Source organism: Microlunatus sp. GCM10028923 (genome assembly GCF_042666975.1).
Classification (GTDB): Bacteria; Actinomycetota; Actinomycetes; order Propionibacteriales; family Propionibacteriaceae; genus Microlunatus.
Genome location: NZ_JBHTFF010000021.1, coordinates 142,097 through 152,757 on the forward strand (window position 1 = coordinate 142,097; position 10,661 = coordinate 152,757).

At 69.2% G+C, this 10,661-nt stretch carries 9 protein-coding genes; 3 read left to right on the forward strand and 6 right to left on the reverse strand.

Annotated elements, in window-relative coordinates; translation table 11 throughout:
* Positions 1-30: 30 nt before the first annotated feature.
* A complete protein-coding gene (locus ACFQU4_RS35055) occupies positions 31-273 on the forward strand; it encodes a DUF433 domain-containing protein (protein ID WP_377501260.1) in 243 nt (80 codons plus the stop codon).
* Positions 270-452, forward strand: coding sequence for a DUF5615 family PIN-like protein (locus ACFQU4_RS35060; RefSeq protein WP_377501262.1), 183 nt, complete (start codon positions 270-272; stop codon positions 450-452). Before ACFQU4_RS35055 ends, ACFQU4_RS35060 begins: the two co-directional genes overlap by 4 nt.
* 46 nt (positions 453-498) lie before the next feature.
* Here ACFQU4_RS35060 and ACFQU4_RS35065 read toward each other — a convergent pair whose 3' ends face one another.
* Genes ACFQU4_RS35065 through ACFQU4_RS35090 form a run of 6 tightly spaced genes read right to left on the reverse strand, consistent with a single transcriptional unit; the run spans position 499 to position 8,572 of the window.
* Entirely contained in the window at positions 499-2,172 is a 1,674-nt protein-coding gene (locus ACFQU4_RS35065; protein ID WP_377501264.1) for a dipeptide ABC transporter ATP-binding protein, read from the reverse strand.
* Positions 2,169-3,047 (reverse strand): ABC transporter permease, encoded by an 879-nt coding sequence (locus ACFQU4_RS35070; RefSeq protein ID WP_377501266.1) that lies wholly within the window; start codon positions 3,045-3,047, stop codon positions 2,169-2,171. Before ACFQU4_RS35070 ends, ACFQU4_RS35065 begins: the two co-directional genes overlap by 4 nt.
* A complete protein-coding gene (locus ACFQU4_RS35075; protein WP_377501268.1) occupies positions 3,044-4,009 on the reverse strand; it encodes an ABC transporter permease in 966 nt (321 codons plus the stop codon). Before ACFQU4_RS35075 ends, ACFQU4_RS35070 begins: the two co-directional genes overlap by 4 nt.
* Before the next feature lie 2 nt (positions 4,010-4,011).
* Positions 4,012-5,583, reverse strand: coding sequence for an ABC transporter substrate-binding protein (locus tag ACFQU4_RS35080; RefSeq protein WP_377501270.1), 1,572 nt, complete (start codon positions 5,581-5,583; stop codon positions 4,012-4,014).
* Complete coding sequence (hutH, locus tag ACFQU4_RS35085; protein WP_377501272.1) at positions 5,573-7,165, reverse strand: histidine ammonia-lyase; 1,593 nt, start codon at positions 7,163-7,165, stop codon at positions 5,573-5,575. Before hutH ends, ACFQU4_RS35080 begins: the two co-directional genes overlap by 11 nt.
* 12 nt (positions 7,166-7,177) lie before the next feature.
* Entirely contained in the window at positions 7,178-8,572 is a 1,395-nt protein-coding gene (locus ACFQU4_RS35090; protein WP_377501274.1) for a dihydroorotase family protein, read from the reverse strand.
* Between the two features lie 213 nt (positions 8,573-8,785).
* On the opposite strand from ACFQU4_RS35090, the gene ACFQU4_RS35095 reads away from it, so the two are divergent.
* On the forward strand, positions 8,786-10,123 hold the full coding sequence (locus tag ACFQU4_RS35095) for an MFS transporter (RefSeq protein ID WP_377501276.1): 1,338 nt from the start codon (positions 8,786-8,788) through the stop codon (positions 10,121-10,123).
* Positions 10,124-10,661 lie beyond the last annotated feature (538 nt).

Genomic DNA, 10,661 nt, shown 5'->3' on the forward strand with positions numbered 1-10,661 from the left:
TTGTCGGTGGCTGGGCGTAATCTGGCTGTCATGGCGACCATGCAGTTCGACAGGATCACGGTGGACCCGGGGACCTTGGGCGGAAAGCCGTGCATCCGCGGACTCCGGATCTCGGTCGGCATGCTCGTGCAGATGATCGCTGCGGGCAAGACCGTCGAGACCATACTCGACGAGTACCCGTATCTCGAAGACGCCGACATCCGTCAGGCGCTCGCCTACTCTGCGGCGTTGGCCGAGAACGAGTACCACCTCGAGCTCCGACCGACCGCGTGAAGTTCTTGATCGACGAGAACCTTTCCCCGCGCCTCTGCGCTCACCTGTCCGGCCCGCTCGACTCCGCCGCGCACCTCCACGACTCGCTGACGCCAGGGACCAGCGACCGCGAGATCCTTGACCATGCGGCGGAGCTGGACCTGGCGGACATCCGGATTCGCCCACTGCCGCTTGCCTGAACCGTGAGCCGGCGATCATTGCCGGGCCGCTCGCGGATCCGGACGGTTAGCCGAAGCGGGCAGTCGATGCCGCGAGGAGCTTCTGGGTGTACGGGTGCCGGGGGCGGCTCATGATCTCCTCGACCGGGCCGTCCTCGACGATCTCGCCGCGATACATCACCAGGACCCGATCGGCGATGTAGCGGACCGCATCAAGATCATGAGAGACGAAGAGGTACGCGGTGCCGCGGGCGGACGACACGTCCGCGAGCTCGTTCAAGATCGCGGCCTGGATCGACGGGTCGAGGGCCGAGGTCGGTTCGTCGCAGACCACCAGCTCGGGATCGCCGGCGAAGGCCCGGGCGATCGCGACCCGCTGCTTCATCCCGCCCGAGAGCCGGCGCGGCACCGTCGCCAACTGCGCCGGGCCGAGCCGCATCCGGGCCGCGAGCTTCTCGACCGGGTCCGGGCCGCCCAGCTTCGCGATCGCCCGGGTCAGGGCGGCGCGGACGGAGCGTCGCGGATTGAGGGTCGTGTCGGGCCGCTGGAACACCATCTGGACGGCGCGCTGATCCGATCGTGATCTTCGCTCGACCCGTGCCGCCAGGGGCTGACCGTGCAGCAGGACGGAGCCGGAGTCGGGCGATTCGAGGCCGACGATCAGCCGGCCCAGGGTGCTCTTGCCGCTGCCCGATTCGCCGACCAGTCCGACGGTCTCGCCCGGGTGGATCGCGAACGAGACGCCCGTGGCGGCGCGTACCCGGCCGAAGGTCTTGTGCACCTCGACGAGTTCGATCACCGGCTGGCCGCTTCGGTCGATCTCAGCCGGCGCGGCCACCTCCGATGGCCCGGGAACGGCGTCTCCCTCATCGGTGATCGGCCGGAGGCGGGTCGTGTTCTTGTGCATCCCCTCGCGCGGCAGGCAGTCGATCAGCCCGCGCGTGTACGGGTGCTCGGGCCGGGTGAACAGCCGCTCGGGCTCGCCCTCCTCGAGCAGCCGGCCGTGCCGGAGCACGCCGATCCGGTCGCACAGCTTCCGTACCGTCGCGAGGTCGTGGCTGATGAACAGCATCGCGATGTTGTGCTGCCGGCGCAGCTCCTTGATCAAGGTGAGCACCTCGGCCTGCACGCTGAGGTCGAGCCCGGTGGTCGGCTCGTCCAGCACCAGCAGGCTCGGCCGGCCGGCCAGAGCCATCGCGATCACCACCCGCTGCTGCTGCCCGCCGGAAAGCTGATGCGGATAACGGGCATAGATCGCGGCCGGGTCCGGGAAGGAGACCTGGCCGAGCACCGCCAGCACCCGGTCGATCGACTCGGTCCGGGTGCAGTCGTCGTGGGCCCGGAACACCTCGGCGATCTGATCACCGACCCGCATCGACGGGTTCAAGGACGACGTCGGATCCTGATAGACCATCGCGATCTTGGACCCGCGCAGCGACCGCAGCGCGGCCGGGTCCTTGATCAACATGTCCTCGCCCTGGAACCGGATCTCGCCGCCCTCGACGACCGCGTTCGGCGCCAGGTAGCGGACGGTGCCGAAGGCGAGCGTGCTCTTCCCGCTGCCCGACTCGCCGACCAGCCCGTACGCCTCCCCGGGACCGATGCTCAGCGACACGTCGTCCAGCACCCGGGTCAGCCGCCGGCCCTTCCGGTACGACACGGTCAGGCCGCGGATGTCCAGGGTCGGGGCCGGCGTCGGCGGCGCGTCGACGGTGTCGGGAATCCGCACCTCGGTGGTCATCGCTCGCTCCCCTCTCGGAGTCCCTCGGCCAGCAGCGCGGCCCCGGCGACCAGGGAGCCGAGGGCCAGTGACGGGGCCAGGGCGGACCACCAGGCGATGGTCAGGTACGGCGCCTCGGTGGCGATGGTCAGACCCCAGTCGGGCGACGGAGGCTGCGCGCCGAGGCCGATGAACGACAGCGACGCGGAGGTGACGATCGCCGACGACAGCCGTACCGTCGCCTCGACGACGAGCACCCCGGAGATGTTGGGCAGGATCTCGGTGATCAAGATGTATGGCGCCCCCTCGCCGCGCAGCCGAGCCGCCTCGACGAACTCCTGGCTCTTCACGCTCGCCACCGCGCCGCGCACGGTCCGGGCGACCAGCGGCATGAAGAACATGGCCAGGAGCAAGATCAACGTGATCAGGTCCGACCGCAGCAGGCCGAGCAGGATGATCGCGATGATCAACGCCGGGAAGGCCAGCAGCAGGTCGGCGATCCGCATGATCACCTCGTCCGCGAGCCCGCCGAGATAGCCGGCCAGCCCGCCGAAGAGGGCGCCACCGGCCATCGCCAGCAGGGTTGCGGCCGGCCCGACGACCAAGGACGAGCTCGCGCCGGCCAGGGTCCGGGCCATCACGTCCCGGCCGAGTGAGTCGGTGCCGAAGGGGTGCGCTGGGCTCGGCGCCTTCAGGGTGGCCAGAGCGTCGGTGGCGTACGGATCCGGCACCCACAGGCTCGAGGTCAGGGCGATGATCAGCCAGGTCAGCAAGAGCACCGATCCGGCGATGCCGGACGGCGTCCGGAGCCCGGACGGCAGCGTCCAACGGCCGTCCGTCCGGGGCGGCGCGAGCTCGATCTTGTCCGAGAGGCCGGGGTCTTGGATCGCGGTCATGCTGCCGCCACCGTTCTGAGTCTCGGATTGAGCAGGACCATCGCGACGTCGGCGACCAGGTTGACCATGATCAACAAGACGGCGACGAGCATGGTGCCCGTGGCCAGCACGATCACGTCGTTGGTCTCGGTCGCCTTGAGCAGGATCGAGCCGAGGCCGGGATAGTTGAAGAGCCGTTCGATCGCCACCAGGCCGGTCAGCAGATAGACCAGCTGCGCGCTGAACACCGCCAGGCCGGGCACGATCGCGTTGCGCCCGATGTGCCGCCGCCGGATGCCGGCGTCCGGAATCCCTTTGAGCACGGCGGTTCTGACGTAGTCGGACTCGGCGACCTCGCGGGTGTTGGCCCGGACGATCCGGGCCAGGTAGCCGACGATGGTCGGCGCGACAGCCAGGCTCGGCAAGATCAAGTAGTAGACCTGGGTGATCGGATTCGGATCGGTGGTCTGGGCGGTGGACGGGAAGACCCGCAACGCCACCGCGAACACCGCGATCAGCACCACGCCACTGACGATGTCCGGGGTGCCGCTAGCGCCGACGCTACCCAGGTTGATCACCCGGTCCAGCCGGCTGCCGGGGTGTCGGCCGGCGTAACTGCCGACCAGGTACGAGATCGGCGCGGAGATCAGGAACGCCACCGCGGAGAACAGCGCGGTCCGCCCGGCGGCATTCATGATCACGGTGCCGATCTCCGAGCCGAGGATCGGCGACGTCCCCCACTGCCCGGTGACGAAGCCGCCGAGCCACTCCAGATAGCGCACCGCGACCGGCCGGTTCAGCCCGAGTTGATCATTGAGCGCCGCCACCTGCTCCGGCGACGCGTACGGCCCGAGCATGGTCCGGCCGATGTCGCCGGGCAGCACCTGCGCCAGCACGAAGATCCCCACCGACACGACGAACAGGGTCAGCACCGTGAGCAGCAACCGGTGCATGATCATCCGCGCCGCGACCCGGCCGACCATGATCAGCGGTCCAGCCAGCCGTGCGAGAGCTCGGCATAGGAGGAGGCGTTGACGCCGATGCCGCGGACGTCGGGCAGCATGGCGATCGCGGTCTCCGGCCAGGTGGTGATGATCTGCGGCACTTCCTCATGCATCACCGTCGCGATCTGCTGCGCCACCGCGGCCCGCTCCTCCGGGTCGACGGTGGTCTCGTACTCGGCCACCAGGGCGTCGAAGTCCTGGTTGGACCAGTGGGCGGTGTTCCAGACGGCGTCGCTGGCGAAGGCCAGCGACAGGAACTGCGACGCGGTCGGCCGGGAGGCCCAGCCGGTGAGCCCGAGCGGAACCTCCAGCCACGGCGCGTCGTAGTAGCTCGCGTTGTCCTGCACGTCCAGCTCGAGCGTGATCCCGGCCTCGGCGGCCATCTGCTGAATCAGCTGGGCCAGCGGCGCCGAGGACTTCGGCGCGCTCAGCGTCGCCGTCAAGCCGGTCGGATGGCCGGCCTCGGCGAGCAGGGCCTTGGCAGCCTCGATGTCCTGCTCCCGCTGCGGCACGTCAACGTCCTGGCCGTAGTTCGCGGCGAAGATGTGATCGTTGGCGATCGCGCCGCGGCCGCCCTGGGTCGCCTGCAGCAGTTCCTGCCGGTCGATCGCCAGCGCGAGGGCCTGGCGGATCCGGACGTCGTCCCAGGGCGCGGTGTCGGTCCGCATCGACAGGAAGGTGCCACCGGCCGAGTTCGTACCCTCGAGGACGACCTGATCGGTGCTGTAGAGCGGCTGGTTCGCGGCGAAGCTGACGATCGCCGCGACATCGATCGACCGCGACAACAGGGCGCTGGAGACGGCGCCGTTGTCGGCGAAGAAGGTCAGGTCGATGCCGTCCAGGTAGACCTCGTCCGCGCCCCAATAGTTGGGATTCCGGGCGTAGACGGCACCGGTGTTGGCGTCGTACCTGGTCAGCGTGAACGGGCCGGTGCCGATGGGCTTCTTGAGGAAGTCGCCGGCATAGTCGGCCGGCAGGATGAGCGTATTGTAGTTCGCGGACGACAGCAGATAAGGGAAGTCGACGAACGCGCGATCCAGCGTGAACTCGACCGTGGTGTCGTCGGTCGCGGTCGAGTTTCCGGGGCTCAGGATGCCGGCGAACGACTCCGCGGCGGCCGAGACGGACTCGGGCTCGATCAGCCGCTCGATCGAGGCGACCACATCCTTGGCGGTGAGCGGCCGGCCGTCGCTGAAGGTCACGCCCGCGCGCAGCTTCACCGTCCACTCGCTCGCGTCCTTGCCGGGCTTCCAGCTCTCGGCGAGCATCGGCGACAGCTCGCCGTCGTTCTCGGACCAGATCAGATATTCGGCGACCTGCTGCACGACGTTGATCGATCCGGCGTCGTACATGGTGACCGGTTCGGGTGTCGCGTTCGGCGTCGGCGAGCCGACCTTCAGGGTGCCGCCGCGCTTGGGTTCGCTGCTCTGGGCCTGACCGTTCGGGGGCGAGGTGCCGACGGCGGTGCCGCCGCAGCCGGCGAGCAGCAGCGCGAGGATCCCCGTGATCATGATCGCGAGGACGGGTGATCGGCGGCCGGGACTACCCGACATCTTCGTGTTCCTCATGGCTGGCGGCCTTTCTCTCGCGCGCGCCGAACAGGGGAATGGCCGCCAGGGACTCGTCGTCGAGATCGATGCGGCGCGGGGTGAGGGCCAGCAGCCGGGGCGTGGCCCGGGCGACCAGGTCGGCCCCGAGTTCGTCCGGCCCGCCCTCGCGGGCGGCCTGGACGACGGCATCGAAGTACGGCCGGGTGCCGGCTCCGAGGGCGACGTCGGGTCGCCAGGACAACAGCGTGGCGGCGACGATGATCTCTCCGGCCAGCATGGCGTTGAGCCGGTCCGACACCTCGCGAGCGAGGTCGACGGCCAGCGGCGCGGCGGTCGCGTGATCCTCCTGACCATGATCAAGAGAGGGGATGTGAATCGTGACCGGGTTGGCCAGGGTCTTGATCCGGGCGCTGATCGCCGCGTGCGCATAGCCGGCGAGCCCGCGGGTCAGGATCGCGTCGGCCGGCAGGGTCGCCTCGTCGGTCGCCTTGCGTGCACTCCACAGCTCCATCCCGATCACCCCGATCCGGCGCTCGCAGACGAGCGCCAGGTGGGCCAGCGCGACCCGGATCGACTCGAACCCGAGCGCCAGCTCCATCGGATGGAAGTTGCCGGTGGACAGCGCCCGGCCCGTGTCCGGGCTGGTCATCGGGTTGTCGTCGCTGGCGTTGAGCTCGGTCTCGACGACCTCGGCCAGGTGCTGGAACACCGCCCGGGCGGCGCCGTGCACCTGCGCGACCGTACGGATCGAGAGCGGGTCCTGCAGCGAGCTCGCGGCCGCCGGGTCCAGCAGATAGCTGCCGTCGAGCAGCCGCAAGATTCTGGCCGCGACCTCGGCCTGACCGCGGAACGGCCTTGCTATGGCCACTTCCGGATCGAACGGGCTGAGGCTCGACCGTGCCGCCTCCATGGTCATCGCCGCGGCCACGTCGGCCAGCCGCAGCGTCCTCGCCATGTCACCGAGCGCAAGGGCACCGACGCCGATCGAGTACGAGTTCTCCGAGACGACCGCCAGGCCCTCCTTGAGACCCAGCCTGACCGGCTCGAGCCCGGCCCGCTCCAGCGCGACGGTCGAGGGCAGCGTCTCGCCGTTCAGCCTGGCGGTGCCGCGGCCGATCATGGTCGACGCGACGGCGGCCAGCGTTCCAAGATCAGCGGCGCCGATCGAACCCTCCCGCGGCACCGACGGCACCACGCCGGCATTCAGCATGGCCGCGTAGAACTCGGCCACGGTCGTGCTCAGCCCGCTGTAGCCGCGACAGGCGCCGGCCAGCCGGGCGGCCATGATCGCGCGGACCTCCGGATCCGGCAGCGGCTCGCCGACGGCGGACGCGTGGCTGGTGACGATGTCGACCTGATATTGATCAAGGACTTCCGTGGGTACGTCGACATCGCGGGTGTGGCCGAGCCCGGTGTTCAGGCCGTACACGCGGGTGCCCTGCTCGAGGGCGTTGATCAGCACGGCCCGGCCCATGCCGATCCGGGCTCGCGCGTCCGGGGCCAGGGCGATCTTGGTCTCGTCGAGGGCGATCTCCTGCAGCTCGTCCAGGGTGAGCGGCTGCGCATAGGAAAGGTGGACGGTCACGGGTTCCTCACTTCATCGGGTGGCCAGCAGGACGCGGCCGTCGCCGTCGGCAGAACGGAGTTCGCCGTCGAAGACGATCTTGCCTGCCGCCATGGTCAGCTCGACCCGGCCGGGGACGACGAAGCCGTCGTACGGAGTCCAGCCGGCGTTGGACTGCATCTCCCGGGCGTCGACGGTCCAGCTGGCGTGCGGGTTGAAGGCGACGATGTCGGCGTCGTAGCCGGGCGCGATCGCCCCCTTCGTCGCGGCCAGGCCGTAGCGTCGGGCGGGGTTGATCGTCATCGCCCGAAGGGCCGCGTCGAAGGCCTTCGGCGATCGGCGATGGGCCTCGGCGAGCACGGTCGGAAAGATCGTTTGGACGCCGGGGGCGCCGGAGTGGTTGTCGAAGACGTTCGGTTTGATCTTGAGCTCCTCCGGCCACGGGGCGTGATCGGAACTGATGATGTCGACCAGGCCGCGCTCGACCCGGTCCCACAGACCCTCCCGGGCCTGGGCGGTGCGCAGCGGCGGATTGATCTTGAGCCGGGTGCCCTGGGCACGCATGTCCTCGGCGTCGAGCAGCAGGTAGTGCGGACACGTCTCCATCGTCACGTCGGCGCCGTCGGCTGCCCAGGTGTTCACCAGGTCGACCGATCTCGGCAGGCTGGTGTGGCACAGGTGGACCCTTGCTCCGGCCGCCCTGGCAATCTCGAGGACGGTCAGGACGCCGAGCGTCTCGGCGACCTCCGGGCGGCTGCGCAGGTGGGCCAGCGGATCGTCGCCCTCTGGGCGATACCGCTCGATCAGGTGCTTGATGATCTCGTCGTTCTCGGCGTGCACGCAGACCGTCGACTCCGCCGCCGCGACCGCCGTGAACACGTCCAACAGCTCACCGTCGGGGATGCGCGGAAAGCGATGATCATCGGTGTTGAAGATCGACACCTTGAAGCCGGCGACGCCCGCCTCGACGAGCGAATCGATCTCGCGCCACCCGCCCTTCGGCAAGGCTGTGCCGAGCAGGGCGATATCGACGTGGGCCTCTGCCGAGGCAAGATCAAACTTGCGCTTGAATCGGTCCGCGTTGGCGATCGGGCCGGTGTTGTCGTACGGCATCTCGACGATCGTCGTCACGCCGCCCGCCGCGGCCGCCCGGGTCGCCGCGGCGATCCCCTCACCGTGATGGCTCAGGCTGTGCACGTGCGCGTCGATCATGCCGGGGACCAGATACGCGCCCTTGACGTCGATCACCCGCCGGGCCGGGATCGTATCCGGGGCGGCGATTCCGGCGATGACGCCGTCAGTGATCAGGACGTCCGATCGTACCCAGGCGCCGCTCGTTCCCTGGACCAGCCCGCGTACGGCCGTGCTGATCTTCTCGGGTCGAAGCTGATCGACCGAGGCGGGAGCGAGTTCGGAATTGAGGGTCATGGCGCCAGTCAAGATCAGCGCATCCGTACCCACAATGCGAAGCCGGGAACGGAAACAAGACGTTCACAGGATTCCCGGGGACTGGGAATATGAATTCGCCCGATTCCCGTAATCCGATAGCCGTGTTAACGGCGCGAAACGCAATCGACACGAGGGCCCGATCCGGTGTTTCCATGATCACGCGACCATTCAGCCCCGCGGAAATGAGAACCGATGAATCCCGATTCGGCCGTCGGCCACGCAACCACCACGCCAGCCGAGCCGGCTCCGTGGCAACACGATCCCTCCGTCGCCGCCCAGCAGCGGCGGAGCGTGCGGCTGTTGATCGCGGCCCAGGTGCTCGGCTCGTTCGGTATGGGCGCGAGCGCCTCGGTCGGAGTCCTGCTCACCGAGGAGGTGATCCAGCAGGAGGCGCTGGCCGGGATCGCCCGGACCGCGCTGACCCTCGGTGCGGCGCTGCTCGGCGTCCCGCTTGCCTACCTGGCTGCACGCCGCGGGCGCCGGGTCTCGCTGGCCGCGGGCTGGGGGCTCGGCGCGCTCGGCGCGGCCACGTTGATCTTGGCCGCGGTGACCCGGACGCCGGCGCTGGTCGTCGGCGGGATGCTGCTGTTCGGCGCCGGCACCGCCGCCGGCCTGCAGACCCGCTTCTCCTCGACCGATCTTGCCGCCCCGGCCCGGCGCGGCCGTACCCTCTCCTTCGTCGTCTGGGCAGGGATGTTCGGCTCCGTGCTCGGCCCGAACCTGGGCCTGCCCGGCGAATGGGTCGCCGCCCGGCTCGGGCTGCCGGTCCTGGCCGGGGCGTTCGTGATCGCGGCTCTGCTGCTCGCCGGGGCTGCCGTGATCTTGTTCGTACTCTTGCGACCCGACCCCCTGCTGACCGCGCAGGCCCACGACTCCGCGCACCTGGCGAAGACCGGTGCCGCCCCGGCGAAGCGGGTCCCGTTTCGGACGGTGCTGGGCATCATCGGGCGGGTCCCGGCCGCCCGCTTCGCGCTGGCCGCGGTGATCGTTTCGCACGTGTCGATGGTGGCGCTGATGACGATGACGCCGGTGCATCTGCAGCACAACGGCGCGACGATCACGATCATCGGGATCACGATCAGCGCGCACGTGCTCGGGATGTTCGCCTTCGCACCGCTGGTCGGCCTGGCCAGTGACCGCTTCGGGCCCGTGGTGATCATCGTCGCCGGCCAGCTGATCTTCGTCGGCAGCGCGGTCTCCGCCCTCGTCGTCGGCGAGCACTCGGCCATGATGATGCCGAGCGTCTTCCTGCTCGGTCTCGGCTGGTCCTGCGGCACCGTACCCGGCTCGATCCTCATCTCCACCAGCGTCCCGTCCGAGATCCGGATCCCGACCCAAGGCGTCGTCGACACCTCGATGAACGGCGTCGCCGCCATCGCCGCCTTCCTCTCCGGCCCCGCCTACGTGATCACCGGCTACAGCGGCCTCGCCACCGGTGTGATCATCCTCGCCACCCTGCTCACTCTGATGTCGGCCACCCTCCCTCGCCCCGTCTGGCGCTTACGCCGCCCCCAAGAGTCAGCGCGCTGAGTCGAGTGTGGACTCAACGACCTCGATCGGCGGGGCATTTCAGGTGCCTAACTCCACAGTCGATGATCATCCCTGTCGGGGACGGGTCGATGGGGTGGGGTGCCGTCGGGCGGGGGTACGGGGGATGGTCGGGTCGGGCGGTGATCGCCGAGTTCGGCGGGGGTACGGGGCGGTGTTCGGGTTCGGTTGAGATTCACCAGATCCAACTCAGCCACCGACTCCCGACCACGGACTCAACCCTCGAATTCGTACTCAACCCGGCCATCACCCCGTACCACCGCCTCACCCACCACCGACCCCCGATTCGCCCGAGTCGGGGCAGGCCAGGGGAAGATTCTCGCCGGTTACAGAGCCTGTTGCGAATTCGCACGGTGACGTCATCGAGTGGACGATTTGACCGGCAAAATCGCCCTTCCAATCACGCGCTGATCGCAACACCTGTTCGTGGAGGTGTGGGATGGCTCGTATTGGTCGGCCGACTGTGCCGGGCGAGGTGCGTCGGGTGTTTTGGTCCGGGATTCGGTCTGGTTTGACGGTC

Coding starts and splice junctions, on each gene's coding strand:
- ACFQU4_RS35095 (WP_377501276.1), top strand. CDS start 8,786: ATGAATCCCGATTCGGCCGTCGGCCACGCAACCACCACGCCAGCCGAG.
- ACFQU4_RS35065 (WP_377501264.1), bottom strand. CDS start 2,172: ATGACCACCGAGGTGCGGATTCCCGACACCGTCGACGCGCCGCCGACG.
- ACFQU4_RS35070 (WP_377501266.1), bottom strand. CDS start 3,047: ATGACCGCGATCCAAGACCCCGGCCTCTCGGACAAGATCGAGCTCGCG.
- ACFQU4_RS35055 (WP_377501260.1), top strand. CDS start 31: ATGGCGACCATGCAGTTCGACAGGATCACGGTGGACCCGGGGACCTTG.
- ACFQU4_RS35090 (WP_377501274.1), bottom strand. CDS start 8,572: ATGACCCTCAATTCCGAACTCGCTCCCGCCTCGGTCGATCAGCTTCGA.
- ACFQU4_RS35080 (WP_377501270.1), bottom strand. CDS start 5,583: ATGTCGGGTAGTCCCGGCCGCCGATCACCCGTCCTCGCGATCATGATC.
- ACFQU4_RS35075 (WP_377501268.1), bottom strand. CDS start 4,009: ATGGTCGGCCGGGTCGCGGCGCGGATGATCATGCACCGGTTGCTGCTC.